Raw genomic sequence first — 16,900 nt, 5'->3', positions numbered from 1 at the left:
GCGGAGTTATGTTGTTTTTACTGTTTTACTACTTTCTTACCATTTACGATATATATGCCTTTGGGCAAATTGTTAAGATCGTTAGATAGGCGAACTCCACTAAGCGTGTAGATGCTTTGCTGAGTTGTAGTTGTTGCAGTAGCCGGAGTGTTGATGCCTGTTGCGTCCTTAACGATAACAACCTTGCCTGTTACTTTTTCTCCGTTTAAAGCTACGCAGTGCATCGTTTCATCGAATGCTGAACCTGATGGTTCTGTAATTTTGCAACCTGATAGTGTGAGCGTTGCGAAGTCGCAGATAGAACCTTTGCCTGTCCCTTCGGCAGTTACGTTAGCATTTTTGATGACAAGGTTTTCAGTTTCGCCGTTAAATCCTGCAATGCCATACTCTGGACTTTTCACTTTTATATTGCAGTCGTCTATAGTTAGATTACCTTTATTAGCATAGATAGCACAATTCTTTTGGCATTCTGCCTCAAGCGAACCACCACCAGTAATGGTAATAGAGTTTTCGTACAGAATAGCCGAATTGTTCTCTGAGCATAGATAGTTGTCGCCTATAACCTTTATTGTCAGACCATCTATTTTAGACGAGATGGCATTCTTGTATTTATCTACCTTGATAGATGCATTCTTCAGCATGAGCGTCTTCGTAGCATTGTCGTACTTTACAGTTCCGCTCACACCTGTAATAAACGAGAGGTCGTTGCAATTGCGTGATGTTACTTGTACAAGTGCAATTGTAAGGTCGTAATACTCTTGAGCCTGCATTGCTGTTGTCCACATTGTCGCCATAATGGCGAGTGTAAAAGATAGTAATGTTTTTTTCTTCATAATCTTTTGTTTTAATGTTTTATAATTAGATGAACTATTTTGTAAGAGTTTAGGCTGCTCTGATAGAGTAGAGCAGACTGTTTGAGAGTCTTTAGTTTTTATTTCACTGACAGTTTCGTCGTATCGTGGGCTGAAAAGTCGATAATTGTTAGACTATCGCTTGCAAATGTAAATCTTTTTTTTGAGAAATGCAAACGATAGTCAATAAAAATGATAAATATGTGGTCAGAAGGGTATTTCTAGTACATCAGTTTCAACCCTACATAGAAACAGCGTGGGAGCGACGGACCATAGATATAGGAAGCGTCGCGGTTCCAGCCTTTGTCTAAATCGCGCTGGTAAACATTGCCTATATTTTGTATGCCCGCATTGAACTGCACCTTTACTTGTTTGTAAATATCGAAGTCGTAACTTGCCTTTAAACTCAATGTGAAGAACGATGGCGTGCGCACCGCCACAGGCTTTTCTACGCCTGAACCTGCTGCGTGCCCTACGAGCATACGTCCATTATAGTTGCCTGAAAGGGCAATGGACAAACGCTTAATGGGCGATGACTGCATCGTGAAGTAGCCATATACGTTCGGTGTACGCAAAAACTTCTTTTCGGCAGGCGCATCTTCGTCCCATTCCACAGCGTCCTTGTATTCGCTGCGCTGCACTGTGAGGCCGCTTTGCAAAGAGAACCACTTAGAGAACACTGCCTTTCCCTCTGCATTCATACCCCAGACTGTTGCCTGATGGGCATTGAAACGTTCGAGAATGCGAATGCCATTTTCGTCGCGTTCCTTCAATACACGCTGTGCAAACACATTGTTCAGGTGTGTATAGAAGGCTTCCACCAAGAAGTTGGTCTGCACATTGCCAAAGTTATAGTACATATCGGCTGAGAGGCTCAAACTGTTAGAGCGTTCTTCCTTCAAGTCTTTCGCCAAATAGGTCTTTATTCGCTCGCCGCCTGCCATACTCGTATGCAAGTCTTCGTCGAATGTCTGTGGTGCACGGAATCCGCCTGCATAGGTTAAACGCAAATGAACATTGCGAGTTGCATTGAAGCGCAGATTCACTCGCGGACTGAAAATAAGGTGGTTGATGAGATTGTGCTTGTCGAAACGACCACCCAAGAGTATGCCCCAATGTTCGTTCTTCCATTCGTTTTGAAGGAACAAGCTACCAGTCCGCACGGTTTGTCGGGTAATGACATCGTAGCCGAGTGCGTGGTCTTTCAGTGCATCGTAGGTATATTCAGCACCCAAAGTAAGGTCGGCAGGCATAAAAAGCAAACGTCCGAAGTTGTGAACAAACTGCATACCTCCCATTAAGTTCGTGTCGTGGGTCTTGCTGTAAGCCTTCAAAGCCTCTGCCTTGCTTTCTTCCGAACCGTCGCCCGCACCACCATAATAGCTATCGCGCGATACGGTTTGAAACGAAGCATAAGCCGTAAGATGGTTCAATCCGTTAGGAGTGAAGAGGTCGTAACTCAGCGAACCGCCATTGATATTATGGTCGAGTTTTTCTGCAATATTCGATTCGTGTACAGGCAGGTGCAGGTTGTTGCCACCACGACGATATTCGTTCAAAGCGTGGTATTGCAGTTTCAGCTTGGAATAGTTGTTCAATCGTAGGAAAGCACCCATACCAATGGTTTTGTTGATTAGCTTTGGAAGGTCGGTAAAGCCGTCTTGGTCTCTGTCGTAACCGCCACGATTATGGCTCTGCCCATAAACCGAGAAGCCTGCTTTATTGTTGCTCGACACAATGGAAGTGTTTACAGTGGTGTTGTTATCGAATGTCTTTCCTCCTTCGTAAGCCGTGAACGTATGCGCCAACTCAGCGTAATTGCTCAGTGGTTCTTTCGTAATGATGTTGATGGTTCCACCTATTGCCGACGAGCCATACAATGCCGAGCCTCCACCTCGCACTACTTCTACCCGCTCTATCATATTGGCAGGTATCTGCTCCAAGCCGTAAACGCCCTGCAAGGCTGAAAACACGGGACGAGAATCGATAAGTATCTGCGAATAATGCCCGTCCAACCCGTTTATACGCACTTGCGAGAAGCCACAGTTGGCGCAATTGTCTTCGGTGCGCACACCGGGCTGAAAGTTCAGACCTTGTGCCAGACACATGGAATTGGTGATGTTGAACGTGCGCGTATCTATCACGTTCACCAACGTTGGTGCGTTGCGTCGCAACGATATGCTGCGATTTGACGATACTACAACTTCGTCCAACGATATTTCATCAGTCTTCAATACAAAATCTGTTGTCAGCCTTGCGTTCTTCTCCACTTCAACCATCTGCCTTTCAGCGTGGTATCCCGTGGCACGAGCCTCTATTGTTTGCTTGCCAAGCGGCAAGTCTTCCAGATGGTAATACCCCTCGGCATTGGTAACGCTGACTATCATCGTACCCAGCACCTGCACTGCCACGTGCGGTATTGGCTCGCCAGTGGCTTTGTCAGTTATGTGTCCCACTACGTTTGCATTTGTTTTTAGTTCTTCGTTTGCATTTACTACTGTTGGCAACATAGCCAGCACTATAATAAACATGATTAGCCTTACTACATTCAGAGCTTTTATGCGCAGTTGTTCCATTTTATTTTTTTATAGTGTTTTATTTGTTCTAAAGTATTGAGAACCTTTATTTTTCGTACAGCCTTTCATAGGTGTAAGTCTCACGATGCAAAGGTATTGCCATTATCTTATTCCTGCAATACCTAATATTTAGGATTTTATCAGTATTAAGCCCGTCATGGAAGAGACGTGTAAAAGTTCACAAAGCTTATAAGCTTTTTATTGATAGCTTATAAGCTTTTTACTGATAGTTTATAAGCTTTTCATAAATAACTTATAAGCTTTTTCTTAATAGTTTATAAGGTTTCTTTAGTTTCTTCGGTCTGTTTGCTGGATTTGTTATGGTATAAAACTTGTCTTCTGATGGCGGTTTCGATTGAAAGTCAATGGATATACTGAAGGATTAGGCAGATAAAGAATAAGCAGATACTTTATCTTAGACAGCACAGAAGGATACTTGTTCGGGAAATATCTCTGTCGAGAACTACAACGTCCTGTATCTATTCTATGGTGGACAATATCAAGCTACAGTTTGTAAAGTTACAACGAAAAACAAGGTGATACTTATTTCATATTTCAAACAGATTGTATATCTTTGCAATGTAAACAAAACTTTTGATGAGATGGGGGATGTAAGGATTGAAAAGGGAATTAATAAAAACAATGCCTTGCTTTTATGTAAATGGTCCAATGAACAAGGAAAAGAGTTTCAGGAGCAATGGATGGGGCCTAAAATTTCTTACCCGCTGAACTATGGCAAAATAAAAGAACTGGAGAATGTATTTTCGATATTCAACCAAGGAGAATTTATCGGAATGATACAAGAAGTACGGATTGACAAGGATAACATACACATAGGTAGATTTGTAATAGATCCTCGAAAAACAGGATTGGGCTTGGGGACAGAGGCATTAAAAAGATTTGTAGATTTCATTTTTGGAAGTGATAATATTAAAAGTATTTCCCTGACGGTCTTTGATTTCAACCAAAGGGCAAAGAGAATTTATGAAAAAGTTGGGTTTGAAATCAATGAGGTAATTGAGGCTCCAAAGCTGAAATACATTATGAAGAGATACAGGTAAATCCGAATTTATCTATTTCAATACGTAGTTTAAGAAACAGCAAATCTGTACATCATCGACAATAAGAAAAGGAGCAAAGTAACCCATAAAGAGTTGCTTTGCTCCTTTTGGAGTAGCGTGTGTCTGCAATATCTTTTATATAAGTGTAAGCACGTAAAGATAGATGACGGCAGCAGGAATTGCGATAAGCGACGAGTCGAAACGGTCGAGCATTCCGCCGTGTCCTGGGAGAATATTTCCACTATCCTTTATGCCAAGTGTGCGCTTGAACAAGCTTTCTGCAAGGTCGCCCCAAGTACCGAAGACTGCCACAACAATGCCAAGACCAACCCACTGCGGAATGGTCAGCATATTGGGTGCCGTCGGATTTTCGGTAAGATAACCTATCAGTACAGCCACGGCAATAACGAATATGCCACCGCCAATGCAGCCTTCCCAGCTTTTTGCTGGACTGATGCGTGGAAAGAGCTTGTGCCTGCCAAAAAGCGAACCTGAACAATAGGCTCCCGTATCGTTCGTCCACAGGAAGATGAAGATGCTTAAAGGCAAAAGCATATCAGCCATTATGTTGCCGTTCGCATCGTGCTGGAAAGCCAATACGTTAATCATGGCGAAAGGCAATGCTATGTACATCTGTCCCAACATGGTGTACGCCCAGTTGTTAATGGGGTTCTCGTTCTTCAAATACAGCTCGGCAATGATGAGATAGACAATTGTAAGAATGTAAGGAACAAACACGCTGAAGTCTTTTACATATCCCAATCGTAGCCCCGCCATTGCAACGAAGAAATACACGCCAGCCACAACCGAAATAAAGCGATTAACACTGACACCCTCTATTTGCGAAACCAATCCTGTGTATTCCCACAAAGTCATTCCGGTAATTACAGCAAAGAGCACAATCATATAGTGCGGTGCCATAAAGCCTGCCACCATGACACCCACAAAGAGTACGCCTGTAATGGCACGTGTAACGAGATTCTTCTGCTTGTCTGTCATTGTGCTCTATTGTTTTTTGGTTTCAACATCTTCTTCGGTGGTATCAACATTTGCTTTGTCCCCCACTTCTGCCTGTCTGACCGCTGCTTCGTGTTCTGCCTGTGCCTGCTTTACACATTCCGGCATTGCGTCGAGCGATAATTTAGTATTCTCTTCTGCATCCATCAGTTCCACTGTACGACTGACCCAAGGACGTTTACCAAATATTCTTTCAACGTCTTCAGCCATGATTACTTCGCGTTCGATAAGCAGTTGTGCCAGTTTGGCATGTCCTTCGCTGTGTTCAAGCAATATTTCCTTTGCACGTGCATATTGCTCGTTCACAGTTTTTAATACTTCTTCGTCAATTATTTTGCCTGTTGTCTCTGAATAAGGTTTTTGGAAACTTGCATCGTTGTTATAATAACAGATATTTGGTAACTTGTCGCCCATACCTGCATAGGCTATCATTCCGAATGCACTTTTCGTAGCCCGTTCCAAATCGTTCATCGCTCCGGTAGAAATATGTCCAGTGAAGAGTTCTTCTGCAGCACGTCCACCAAGTAATGCACACATTTCGTCGAGCATTTGTTCTTTAGTTGTAATGGGGCGTTCTTCGGGAAGATACCATGCAGCACCAAGAGCCTGACCGCGCGGCACAATGCTTACTTTTACAAGTGGATTGGCAAACTCGCAGAACCAACTTATGGTGGCATGTCCTGCCTCGTGAAGTGCTATGGAACGTTTTTCAGCTGCTGTGAGTATCTTTGTCTTCTTCTCCAATCCACCGATAATGCGGTCTACCGCATCCAAGAAATCCTGTCTACCCACGGCTTCTTTGTTGTGGCGAGCCGCAATCAGCGCAGCCTCGTTACACACGTTGGCAATATCAGCACCCGAGAAACCTGGAGTCTGGCGTGCAAGAAGGTCTATATCGAGATTTTTCTCCAACTTCAATGGGCGCAAATGCACTTGGAAGATGGCTTTACGTTCTGGCAAGTCTGGCAAATCGACGTGGATTTGTCGGTCGAAACGTCCTGCACGGAGCAGTGCCTTGTCGAGCATATCTACACGGTTGGTAGCTGCCAATACGATAACACCGCTGTTTGTACCGAATCCGTCCATCTCCGTAAGCAGCGCATTCAGCGTATTCTCGCGTTCGTCGTTGCCTCCCATAGATGGATTTTTCGAGCGAGCGCGCCCCACTGCATCTATTTCGTCGATGAATATAATAGACGGTGCTTTCTCTTTGGCTTGTCGGAATGCATCGCGAACGCGGCTTGCACCCACACCCACGAACATTTCTACAAAGTCGGAACCACTCATGGAGAAGAATGGTGCGCCTGCTTCGCCTGCTACTGCCTTTGCCAATAATGTTTTACCAGTTCCCGGAGGACCAACAAGCAATGCACCTTTAGGAATCTTGCCACCTAACTCGGTGTATTTCCGTGGATTCTTCAAGAAGTCTACAATCTCTTGTACTTCCTGCTTTGCACCTTCCTGACCGGCTACATCTTTAAAGGTAACGCCTAATTCGCCACCTTTTTCATATATTTTTGCCTTAGACTTTCCAACGCTGAACACACCTCCACCGCCTGCGCCACTGTTCATGCGTCGCATTATGAAGAGCCAGAAGCCTATAATCAGAATCCAAGGCAACAAGCCTACAATTATATCGGTAAAACCATGTTCGTCTTTATTCTCATAACTGTATCCTAAAATCTTCTTTTGTTTGAGTGCTGCATTTAAGAAAACTTCAAGATTGTCTATAGAACCAATCTCTACCGTTATATAAGGCGATTTTCCAACTTGTTCTACGCCTCTTTTAAAAATGTCTCGCACGTGGTCGGGACGTACATACATTTGGAGCGTACTTTCCTTTTTGTTTATGACGACGCGTGTGGCATAACCTTTATTAATATAGTTCACAAAAGTAGTATAGTCTCTTGTCATACTTTCGCTTGTTGAAAAGAAACTATCCATACCTTTCGATGAAAAGAGCAGCACTAAAAAAATAAGTGCCATTACGTACAACCAGTTCATGTTGAACTTAGGCATCTTCGGATTGTTGTTTGGATTCTGATTGTCCATTTAATTCATTTAATAAAGATATAAAACTAACTTCTTCATGGCAACATTCTTAGTCCAAGTCTGCGATTTGTGTTAATGTTGCATCTTCCCACAGATGTTCAAGGTCGTAATACGCTCTTGTCTCCGGAATAAAGATATGCACAAGCACGTCGGCATAGTCTATTGCCACCCATTGATTAGTACCTAATCCGATACAATTGATTGGTTTTTCTCCATAACACTCACGAACGTAATCGCTTACTGAACCTGCTATGGCTTCCACTTGTTGTGGAGAATTGCCCTGGCATATTACGAAGTATTTACAGATAGTACCGTCAATCTCCGATAAATCTGCAATAACTATGCCACATCCTTTCTTTTCTTGTATTCCTTCTACTATTGTGTCTACTAACTTTTTTTCTGTATTCATTAAAAATGCTTTATATTATTGAGTTGCAAAGATAGTGCAAATACGTTGAAGGACAAAATAAATTCATTTTATTTTGCGAATTTAAAGCAATCGCAAACACGCTGTAGAGTCAACCAGCGAGTGCAAAATTATAATATTTTTCTGTAGAACTCGCATTTTGGTGTTTGAAAATTTAGTTTCTGTCTTGGTCCTCTGTTCAATTTCGATACACCGATAAATTGTTTCTTCAAAACTTTTCACTAATTTTGCATTTGCTGGTTGACTCTACATTTACAGCTGGTTTAAGATAATATTAATTTTTCCTTTTCGATTATTTGCCTGTTTCAAAAAACATATTTACCTTTGCACAATATTTAGTTTAGTAATATTATATCAAGTCAATAGGAAAAAGGATACAAGATTTCTCTTTATTTTGTTTACTTTCCGTCCTCTTTTGTCAGCTGAGTAAAAAAGGAGTAAAAATAAGAATAATAATATAAATAATAATGAAACAAAATCAGATGGAAAAACGGATTTATGAGAAGCCACAAGTTCAAATAATCGGCATTGAGCAGTATAATTGCTTGTTGAATTTATCAGGTAATGGTGGGCATAATAAGGCGAACGATGACAATTCTGGACTCAATGCAAAACAAGCGTGGTTCGATGAGGAAAGAACAATTGATAATTAATAGCTGATAATTAAGATAATTAATAAGATAAATGAAAATTAAGAAGTATCAATTTTTAGGTGCAGTCTTATTGCTGTTGACTACAGCCTGCACAAACGATAGTATGCAAGACGACAATACTCCGAGTCAGGAATTGGATACCGAAGGGCTTACGGCTTTTGTGATAGAAGACAACGAAGCGACTACAAAAGGTACAATGACCCGCACCACGGGTGAATACGACGGCTCGGGGCTGAATTTCTATTGGACGGCAGATGATCCTTTGTGGGTGAACAAGGCAACAACAGGTACACCCGATCTTTTGCAAAGCAAGAAGAGCAATATCGCCGAACAACTTCAAGATAGTCCGATTATGGGCGGAGTGAAACGAGCTTCCAAAGCTTCCTTCTATTTCGATGGAACATTTACTGCCGAACAATATGTAGTGCGTTACACAGGAAAGAATGGAACAAAAGACAAGGTAACCATAAAGAATGTACAAATGCAGGCTGTGCCCAACGATGCAAGCCACATTGGTGAAAGTGGCGACTGCGGAACGGCGACTGCGAAAAAACAATTCAACAACCGTTATACGTTCATGCTTGACCATAAGGCATCTTACATGGTGTTCCTACCTTATAACACGCCAGGAGCTATAGCGGGAGCCAAATTGACCAAAATAAAGGTAACTGCCGATAAGGCGATTGCAGGTGCGTTCGATTTCAACGACAAAGGTATTGATATTTCTTCTCGCCCAGCAGTCTCTGATGACAATAAAAGTATCACGCTTAACTTATCCGGCAATTTTGCCATTCCTGCCGCTCCTACAAAAGAAGCCAATGCAGCCATCATGGTAATTGCTCCTGGTACCTACAGTACATTTACTGTGGAATACACACTCTATGATTCCACTACAGGGATTGGCGGCACTGTTACTAAGACTTACAGCAATGTAAAGTTTACTGCCGGACTAAATAAGAAAGTAAGCATGAATCTGCAGATACCTCTTTTCAGGAGCGATAATTACTATATGTGGGATGCTGCAGTGAATAAGCATTACTGGGCAGGGAACGAAACTTATCAGCCTACAGAGAATGGCGGTCATGACGAGCACTACCCCAAAACGGATTCCGACCCCCGTTGGTTCAATACCAACACAAAGTCAGGAACACAACTGTCGGTTGCAGCTTCTCGTAGCTGTATAGATGCTCCTAACATCAATGAGTGCGTTTGGTATGTGAGGAAAGGCGAACCCTATTGGGACGATACATATTTATGGTCTATGAGAGGGCATCTGTATAATAAAGGAATGTGGTTCAAGAAGCTGGGCGTTATTGCGAAAGAAAACGGAAAACCAGTCGCTGCCCTTAAAGATGCCGATGATAAAGGGAAGGACTGGCGTAAAAATGATTTTGGAGATATGCCTGACAATAAAGTCATTCAGAAAGGGACGCCCAATGAAATTGGCAAGTACTTCTTCCTACCTGCTATGGGACTCTTTGACAAGGGTACGCTCAAGGAATTCAGGGTTGCTGGTTTATACTGGTCAAGCACAGCCGACCGCTTTATCTCTAGCCGTGCACACAATCTGTATTTCACAAAAGCTACAGCAATAGTAAGTAATATAAGAGATAGAAATTCTGGTTGCTACCTTTGGAAAGTAGAGTAAGAGAAAACAGACTATATATAACAACACAGAAATTATTTCCGGGATTCGGCTTGTCCGAGTTCCGGAAATTTTAGTTTACCCCCCAAGAGTTCAGACAGATTTCCATTTCGAAAGAGACGCTTTGTCTTTCGAAAATAAGGTTATACTCTATCGTAAGTTCAGCGAATTGCCAATGCACGAATTCATCGTTCTTCAATCATCAGAATACCGCTATTCACGGTGTTTGGGAGCATCTGTATTTATCTGTTTCGTTGCGACGATTATCGTAACCCCGTAGCGACGATTGGCGTAACTCCGTAGCGACGATTGTCGTAACCCCGTAGCGACGATTGTCGTAACTCCGTAGCGACGATTGTCGTAACCCCGTAGCGACGATTGCCGTAACCCCGTAGCGACGATTGCCGTAACGGAGTTACGATTTCAGGACTTATTCGGAAGAGGAATATTGCTGAAGCCATATCGTCTTTATTTCATCGAACTCACGTTACCTTAAAATCGAATATATACTCTTTATACGATAATTTCAGTGTATATTTCCGTTTGTGAGAAATAATAATTATATTTGCAATACTATTACATCAGTGTTGATTACACTTAAGAACCTATACAGAAGGCAGTGAAAGGGAGTCGGCTGCCTTACCTTGACAAAATAGTTACTCCCCTATTTAATAACTATAATCTATTGGAAATATGGAGAAAAAGCATTTACATGTAATCGGTTTCTTGCTTGCTGCATTATTCCTATCTATGCCTGCCAAGGCTCAAACACAGGAAAATACGTACAAGAGGCTACGATTGAACCAACAAAAAGCACCCATGGGAAATTTACCTCCGGAACTGAAAGGGTTGGAGTTTGACGATTTCTATGGAGCAAACTATTTCCCACAGAAGGTGGGAGAACCCTACGCACCTATCTTTTATGTGTTCTATATGGACAATCAGTCGAACACTACCATCAATACGGTGGAATTTGAATATTGGTTCGACAACGACCGAACAAATGTCAAGTACAAGACACGCAACGATATTCAGCTCGCTCCGGGACAGTCGATGGAAGACGGTGTGGGCTTTATCTCGTTCGAAGCTCCGAACGACACACGCCCACACATCATTACCATAAAGCCTTACAAGGTAAATGGTATGGAAGTAGATATGGGTGTGCGCGTAAAGCCTTTCCGTCAATACTTTGTTGAAGGAACCTACCGTATGCCGACACACTATGTAACCACGAAACAGCTTTCATTGTCGCAGAAAATAAGATGTTGAAAAAAGTTTGGATATTTTTTTGTACTTAATTAAAAAAGTAGTAACTTTGCAACCACAAATCAGAAAGAAATGCAGACATATTGGGATATGGTGTAATGGTAACACAACAGATTCTGGTCCTGTCATTCTTGGTTCGAGTCCGAGTATCCCAACAATAAATTCAGATTATTATTCAGCTAATATATTGTTCGCCAATATATTAGCTTTTTATATGAAATAATAGAGACTGGATTGCCCTGCATTTGTTCCATTTTATCCAAATAAAAGCACTCTATGTTGAGAGAAGGCACTAAAAAAGAAGAGACAAGCACATAAAAGATAACAAAAATCGACATTATCAATATAAAATAATAATAATAATAATTGGACTGGTGATGTGTTTGGGTTAAATCCTATCTACTTCTATCTATCTTGAATGCTAAATATATGGCTACAATCATCTGGAAACAACAAGGTGTTGCCCTTCTAAACTCTGAGTTATATTTGGAATAGAAAGATGTAATTACCAAATGGGATTTTATAATATAAAAGTTAGAAGAATAATGGCTGATGTTTATATAATAAATAAAAAAGAGGGTGCGTTGTCACCCTCTTTTTTTATTTATTTCAGAAAGGAAGATTTAATCTTTTCTCTCTGCATCGATAGTCTTGATTTTTTGTTTTATTTCTTCCAGCTCGTCCTTTAGTTTTTGCACACGACGATTCATGTCATCGATAAGATTATTTCCTTTCTTACTGCTGATACTGAGGAAGCCAAGGTTGTTTTCGTATGTGTTGATGTCTTGTCTTAATTGTTCAAAACGACGAACAAGACGTCCACGTTCATTATCGATTGCATTCTCGCCACGTTGGACAACCTTCTTTAAATTATTACGGAAGTTGTCCATACGCCGGTTAGATGCCTTAATGTTCAATGTCTTGTAGAGTTTATCAAGTGTTTCGTGATACTCTTTGAACATCTTGTCCTTCTCTTTGAATGGCACATGGCCTATCGAGTTGAACTCATCGGTGAGCTTGCGCATTTCTTCCTGCAGGTTCTCTACTGTACCTTCGGCAAGCTGCTTGAGCTTTTCTATAATCTCGTTCTTCTTTACAAGGTTCTCGCGTTCCTCGTTACGCTCGTTAGCATGCACTGCATTGCGAGCTTCAAAGAAATGATTGCAGGCTGCAAGGAAGTCTTCCCAAAGTTGGTCTCCCAATCGCTTAGGAACCATTCCAATTGTTTTCCATTCCTTTTGTAGGGCAATGAGCTTGTCTGACGTCTTCTTCCAATCGGTAGAATCTTTCAATGCCTGTGCCTTTTCTACAAGTTCTTGTTTGCGCTTTGCATTCTCGGCGTACTTTTCTTTCAGTTCTTTGAAGTATTCGCCCTTCTTCGTGAAGAACTCATCGCATGCGGCACGGAAGCGTTCAAAGATTTTAGTGTTCATCTTCTGAGGTGTGAAACCGATGGTTTTCCACTCTTGCTGCAAGGCTATGATTTCTTTTGACTGGCTGTCCCAGTCGCCTGTGTTCTTGCGTTCCTGTCTTACGATGTCTTCTACCTTCTCGCAAAGTGCTGTCTTCTTGACAAGATTTTCTTCTTCTTCAGCACGTATTTCCTCGAAATGCTGCTGGTGTCGTTTGTTGATTACGGTACTGGCAGCCTTGAAACGTTGCCATATCTGTTCGCGGAGTTCCTTTTCTACCGGACCAGTCTCGCGATATTCCTGATGTAAATCTTGTAGTTGATGGAAGGCGCTGATGACATCTTGCTCGTCTGCAAGTTTCTCCGCAGCTTCGCAAAGTTGCGTTTTTTTCTCAAGATTCTTCTTGAAATCGTATTCGCGTGCCTCACGGTTGAGGTTCAGCAAATCGTAAAATTGTTCAACGTACAGCTGGTAGTTGCGCCATAGCTCGTTAACCTTTTCTGCAGGCACAGGTTTTATGGTTTTCCATTCTTGCTGTAACGATTTAAATTCCTGGAAGTTCTTGTTTGCTTCTTCTGGCGTTGTAGCCATTGCCTTTATTCTATCAATAATGCTTTCTTTCTTCTTCAGGTTTTCTTGTTTAAGTTCTTCTTGCTCCAAGAATGCTTTCTGACGTTTTTCTTTGATAATAGTCATCTCAGCTCTGAATTCCTCTTCCTCCTCGTCTGGTAACACCTGATATTTTTCTGGATCGCCACCAGCTTCGATATAAGCTTTTTGCTGGGCATCGCGTTCTGTTGTATGAATACGATAAAAAGATGTCTTCAGATAATCTATCTCTGCCTTTTCTGGGGTATCTTCACTGTTAGCAATTTCTTTTAGTCGTTCTACAATCTCTTTTTTAGAGTTGTAAATCTTTTTGGTGAGGGTGTTCTCAGCCCTTAATTGTTGGTTATCGATTACCGTCGCTGCTGTCTTCTTCGCATCATCTGTTGTTGTTTCGGCATCATTGGCGGTTTGTTCTACAGTCATTTCAGGCTGTTTTGCGTCTTCTAATCCCTGATTAAGGGCATTCTCTTGAGAGTCCATCATTTCACTATTAGTTTATGATTCGAGTTTTTTCATTATATACCGATGTAGCTATTTTTTATAATGGCTACAAGCGCAGTACTATTTAATAAGGTGCAAACTTAGATAAAAAGTTTTAAACCACCTAAATTTATACTTATTTTTTTTATTGGATACAGAAATTCTCTTTATATATAAGAATTATACTAATGTTTTTCGGATTATATTAATCGCTTACGGCGTAAAATCCACCATGTAACTCCAGAAACAAGAACTGAAAGGATAAGTGCAATGGCAAATCCCCATTGCGATGTTTCCATACCATTTATAAGATTCATTCCGAAAAGCGAGGAAATGAGCGTGGGGAACATCATTATAATAGATACTGAAGTAAGTGTTCGCATCACGGTGTTCATGTTGTTGTTAATGATGCTCGAATAGGTGTCCATTGTCGATTCGAGAATATCGGTATAAATGCTTGTTATTTCCCGTGCCTGACTCATCTCAATATTTACGTCTTCAATCAAGTCGGCATCCAATTCATCTACCTGTAGCTTAAACTTCAGTTTAGCCAACAAATTCTCGTTGCCACGAATAGATGTAACGAAGTAAGTGAGCGAATCTTGCAGACGGCTCAAGCCGATAAGGCTTTCGTTGTTCACCTCTTGGTCAAGATTGTGCTTTGCTTTGTCTATAAGATTGCTTATCTGCTTCAATCGTTTCAAGTACCAGACAGCAGAGCAAAGGAAAAGTCGGAATATCATATCCACATAGTCGGTGAAGCCCTCTCCGCGCTTTTGCTGGAACGAAACGAAGTCGAGCATCATGTTGGTTTCGAAGTTGCACACCGTAATGGTTACGTCGCGCTTGTGGATAATACCCAATGGCACTGTTGTATAAGGCGTGCGGGAACGTATTTCCTTTACGTAGGGAATACGCAAGATGATGAGCATCCAGCCGTCGTCGTACTCGTAGCGTGCACGCTCGTCGGTATCGCTGATGTCCGAAATAAAATAATCTGGAATGTTATAAGTCTCTTCTAATTCTTGTTGTTCTTGCTCGGTAGGGCAAGTAACCTGTATCCAGCAGTTAGGCTGCCATTCTTTAATCGTGTTTAGTTTCCCACTAATATTCCAATATGTCTTCATTCTGCTAATCTCCAATCAGTTTAGTTTTGGTGGGGATTAGCAACTGTCAGATTGCTATCCTCACGTTATTCGTTTAAAACATTCGAAAGGTAATCGTCCATTTATAAATTAAAATATTGGTTTTACGCTTGCAAAAGTAGACAAAAAAATCCGTTAGCACAAGTAAAACACAAAGTTTTTAACTTGACTAACGGATTTATTGTGTTATAAGAAGCAGTGGTTTACTGCCTTATTTACTGGAAATTCTTCCTTATTTAGCAGGAATTTCTTCCAAAGTCTTCACCAACAAGTCCCAGAAAGGCTGTGCAGTGTCTATCTTGAAGCGTTCTGTTGCTGTGTGGGGGCTACGAATAGTCGGGCCAAGACTAACAACGTCAAGGTGTGGATACTTGCCGAGAATAATTGAACATTCGAGTCCTGCGTGGTCTGCCTGTACAATTACATCTTCGCCAGTTTGTTCTTTATACACCTTTTCCAGCAAGTTCAAGATTTCGCTGTTTGGATTTGGGTCCCAGCCACCGTATCTTGCACTGAGTTCCGTCTTCATACCTGCCAAGTCGAAGCAACTCTTAATCTGTGCTGCAAGATATTCTCTCATATCTTCACGGGCAGAACGAACAAGGATTTTAAAGTGAGTGTTGTTTGCATCAATATTTACTATGGCAAGGTTAGAAGAAGTTTCAACAACGTCAGGATAAGCTGGAATCATACGCAAAACACCATTATGAACAGCATAGATAGCGTTGATGATGTTGTCCTGGATTTCTGCAGGAACAAGTGCAGCAGGCTTTTCTGCATCTTCAACAAAGAATTCGACGTTGCTTTCAATCGTTTTAAACTCGCTTTCAATCAATTGACGCTGTGCTTCCACCATTTCTTTGAGTGCTGCAACTTTATCTTTAGCAAGTGCAAGTACAACTTCTGCCTTGAAAGGAATAGCATTGCGCATATTGCCACCTTGCCATACAGCTAAGCGGACACCAAGTTCAGCCATAGCGTTGCGAACGAAACGTACCATTTCTTTGTTTGCGTTAGCACGTCCTTCGTGTATTTCAAGACCAGAATGCCCACCACGGAAGCCCTTCAATGTAATCCTGACAGCTGTTTCCTGGTCGTTGGCAACTTCCTTATACTTCAATGTTGAGTCTATATCAACACCGCCAGCAGAGCCGATAACGAACTTGCCCCATGTTTCAGAATCCAAGTTTAGCAATATGTCGCCCTGCAATTCGCCTTCAGGAAGGTCGTTTGCACCGAACATACCCGTCTCTTCGTCCCTTGTAATAAGTCCTTCGATAGGCCCGTGTTTCAAAGTCTTGTCTTCCATAACACCCATAATTGCAGCAACGCCAGCACCATTATCGGCACCAAGTGTTGTATTGTTCGCATAAACCCAACCATCGGTAATGTGAGTTTCGATAGGGTCTGTTTCAAAGTTATGGTTGCTGTCAGGACTTTTCTGTGGCACCATATCCATGTGTGCCTGAAGTATGACGCCCTTGCGGTTTTCGTAGCCCGGAGTGGCTGGTTTGCGCATAACAACGTTTCCTGCGGGGTCTACAAATGCTTCAACTCCAACTTTCTTTGCAAAGTCGAGCAAGAAAGCCTGCACCTTTTCCATGTGTCCAGTTGGACGTGGTATTTGTGTCAAATCGTCAAAGTTGCGCCAAAGAAGTTCTGGCTTGAGATTTCTAATTTCACTCATAGTTTTGTTTATTTTAAAG

The 16,900-nt window shown here is 41.8% G+C and carries 13 protein-coding genes and 1 tRNA gene; 5 read left to right on the top strand and 9 right to left on the bottom strand.

What is annotated here, in order from left to right; all coding sequences use genetic code 11:
• Positions 1 to 17 precede the first annotated feature (17 nt).
• Both RDV52_RS10780 and RDV52_RS10775 read right to left on the bottom strand, forming a co-directional pair.
• Positions 18 to 833: a hypothetical protein gene (locus RDV52_RS10780; protein WP_004365520.1), complete on the bottom strand. Its 816-nt coding sequence runs from the start codon at positions 831 to 833 to the stop codon at positions 18 to 20.
• A gap of 239 nt (positions 834 to 1,072) precedes the next feature.
• Positions 1,073 to 3,427 carry a TonB-dependent receptor gene (locus tag RDV52_RS10775; RefSeq protein ID WP_004365521.1) on the bottom strand — a complete coding sequence of 785 codons (2,355 nt, stop codon included), beginning with the start codon at positions 3,425 to 3,427 and terminating at the stop codon, positions 1,073 to 1,075.
• Between the two features lie 602 nt (positions 3,428 to 4,029).
• Here RDV52_RS10775 and RDV52_RS10770 point away from each other — a divergent pair.
• Positions 4,030 to 4,488 (top strand): GNAT family N-acetyltransferase, encoded by a 459-nt coding sequence (locus tag RDV52_RS10770; RefSeq protein WP_036882038.1) that lies wholly within the window; start codon positions 4,030 to 4,032, stop codon positions 4,486 to 4,488.
• A 135-nt stretch (positions 4,489 to 4,623) separates the two neighbouring features.
• Here the strand turns inward: RDV52_RS10770 and RDV52_RS10765 are convergent, their stop codons facing one another.
• Genes RDV52_RS10765 through rsfS form a run of 3 tightly spaced genes read right to left on the bottom strand, consistent with a single transcriptional unit; the run spans position 4,624 to position 7,966 of the window.
• Positions 4,624 to 5,487, bottom strand: a complete 864-nt coding sequence (locus RDV52_RS10765; RefSeq protein WP_004365523.1) for a phosphatidate cytidylyltransferase — start codon at positions 5,485 to 5,487, stop codon at positions 4,624 to 4,626.
• 6 nt (positions 5,488 to 5,493) lie between these two features.
• Entirely contained in the window at positions 5,494 to 7,557 is a 2,064-nt protein-coding gene (ftsH, locus tag RDV52_RS10760) for an ATP-dependent zinc metalloprotease FtsH (RefSeq protein WP_004365524.1), read from the bottom strand.
• Positions 7,558 to 7,606: 49 nt separating this feature from the next.
• The gene (gene rsfS, locus RDV52_RS10755; RefSeq protein WP_004364294.1) at positions 7,607 to 7,966 is read right to left on the bottom strand and encodes a ribosome silencing factor; all 360 of its coding nucleotides are present in this window, start codon (positions 7,964 to 7,966) and stop codon (positions 7,607 to 7,609) included.
• A 485-nt stretch (positions 7,967 to 8,451) separates the two neighbouring features.
• Between rsfS and RDV52_RS10750 the strand changes: the two genes are divergently transcribed.
• On the top strand, positions 8,452 to 8,637 hold the full coding sequence (locus tag RDV52_RS10750; RefSeq protein ID WP_004365525.1) for a hypothetical protein: 186 nt from the start codon (positions 8,452 to 8,454) through the stop codon (positions 8,635 to 8,637).
• 31 nt (positions 8,638 to 8,668) lie between these two features.
• A complete protein-coding gene (locus tag RDV52_RS10745; RefSeq protein WP_004365526.1) occupies positions 8,669 to 10,285 on the top strand; it encodes a hypothetical protein in 1,617 nt (538 codons plus the stop codon).
• 260 nt (positions 10,286 to 10,545) lie between these two features.
• Here RDV52_RS10745 and RDV52_RS10740 read toward each other — a convergent pair whose 3' ends face one another.
• A complete protein-coding gene (locus tag RDV52_RS10740; RefSeq protein ID WP_147278284.1) occupies positions 10,546 to 10,743 on the bottom strand; it encodes a hypothetical protein in 198 nt (65 codons plus the stop codon).
• Positions 10,744 to 10,975: 232 nt separating this feature from the next.
• On the opposite strand from RDV52_RS10740, the gene RDV52_RS10735 reads away from it, so the two are divergent.
• Together RDV52_RS10735 and RDV52_RS10730 are read left to right on the top strand one after the other, a co-directional pair.
• Positions 10,976 to 11,551: a hypothetical protein gene (locus tag RDV52_RS10735; RefSeq protein WP_223381187.1), complete on the top strand. Its 576-nt coding sequence runs from the start codon at positions 10,976 to 10,978 to the stop codon at positions 11,549 to 11,551.
• A gap of 81 nt (positions 11,552 to 11,632) precedes the next feature.
• Positions 11,633 to 11,703 (top strand) — tRNA-Gln (locus RDV52_RS10730).
• A 468-nt stretch (positions 11,704 to 12,171) separates the two neighbouring features.
• Here RDV52_RS10730 and RDV52_RS10725 read toward each other — a convergent pair.
• The 3 genes from RDV52_RS10725 to RDV52_RS10715 form a co-directional block, all read right to left on the bottom strand.
• Positions 12,172 to 14,052, bottom strand: coding sequence for a DUF349 domain-containing protein (locus RDV52_RS10725; protein WP_004365529.1), 1,881 nt, complete (start codon positions 14,050 to 14,052; stop codon positions 12,172 to 12,174).
• A 197-nt stretch (positions 14,053 to 14,249) separates the two neighbouring features.
• Complete coding sequence (locus tag RDV52_RS10720) at positions 14,250 to 15,176, bottom strand: magnesium transporter CorA family protein (RefSeq protein WP_004363801.1); 927 nt, start codon at positions 15,174 to 15,176, stop codon at positions 14,250 to 14,252.
• A 250-nt stretch (positions 15,177 to 15,426) separates the two neighbouring features.
• Positions 15,427 to 16,881, bottom strand: coding sequence for an aminoacyl-histidine dipeptidase (locus RDV52_RS10715; RefSeq protein ID WP_004365531.1), 1,455 nt, complete (start codon positions 16,879 to 16,881; stop codon positions 15,427 to 15,429).
• Between the last annotated feature and the right edge of the window lie 19 nt (positions 16,882 to 16,900).

The sequence above is a fragment of the Prevotella nigrescens genome (assembly GCF_031191185.1).
GTDB classification, from domain to species: Bacteria; Bacteroidota; Bacteroidia; order Bacteroidales; family Bacteroidaceae; genus Prevotella; species Prevotella nigrescens.
The sequence above is the reverse complement of the archived record's forward strand: the minus strand, read 5'-3'. Positions and strand labels throughout refer to the sequence as shown.

Excerpts from the sequence above, each read along its gene's own strand:
- RDV52_RS10780 (WP_004365520.1), bottom strand. The coding sequence starts at position 833 with ATGAAGAAAAAAACATTACTATCTTTTACACTCGCCATTATGGCGACA.
- RDV52_RS10775 (WP_004365521.1), bottom strand. The coding sequence starts at position 3,427 with ATGGAACAACTGCGCATAAAAGCTCTGAATGTAGTAAGGCTAATCATG.
- RDV52_RS10770 (WP_036882038.1), top strand. The coding sequence starts at position 4,030 with ATGGGGGATGTAAGGATTGAAAAGGGAATTAATAAAAACAATGCCTTG.
- RDV52_RS10765 (WP_004365523.1), bottom strand. The coding sequence starts at position 5,487 with ATGACAGACAAGCAGAAGAATCTCGTTACACGTGCCATTACAGGCGTA.
- ftsH (WP_004365524.1), bottom strand. The coding sequence starts at position 7,557 with ATGGACAATCAGAATCCAAACAACAATCCGAAGATGCCTAAGTTCAAC.
- rsfS (WP_004364294.1), bottom strand. The coding sequence starts at position 7,966 with ATGAATACAGAAAAAAAGTTAGTAGACACAATAGTAGAAGGAATACAA.
- RDV52_RS10750 (WP_004365525.1), top strand. The coding sequence starts at position 8,452 with ATGAAACAAAATCAGATGGAAAAACGGATTTATGAGAAGCCACAAGTT.
- RDV52_RS10745 (WP_004365526.1), top strand. The coding sequence starts at position 8,669 with ATGAAAATTAAGAAGTATCAATTTTTAGGTGCAGTCTTATTGCTGTTG.
- RDV52_RS10740 (WP_147278284.1), bottom strand. The coding sequence starts at position 10,743 with ATGGCTTCAGCAATATTCCTCTTCCGAATAAGTCCTGAAATCGTAACT.
- RDV52_RS10735 (WP_223381187.1), top strand. The coding sequence starts at position 10,976 with ATGGAGAAAAAGCATTTACATGTAATCGGTTTCTTGCTTGCTGCATTA.
- RDV52_RS10725 (WP_004365529.1), bottom strand. The coding sequence starts at position 14,052 with ATGATGGACTCTCAAGAGAATGCCCTTAATCAGGGATTAGAAGACGCA.
- RDV52_RS10720 (WP_004363801.1), bottom strand. The coding sequence starts at position 15,176 with ATGAAGACATATTGGAATATTAGTGGGAAACTAAACACGATTAAAGAA.
- RDV52_RS10715 (WP_004365531.1), bottom strand. The coding sequence starts at position 16,881 with ATGAGTGAAATTAGAAATCTCAAGCCAGAACTTCTTTGGCGCAACTTT.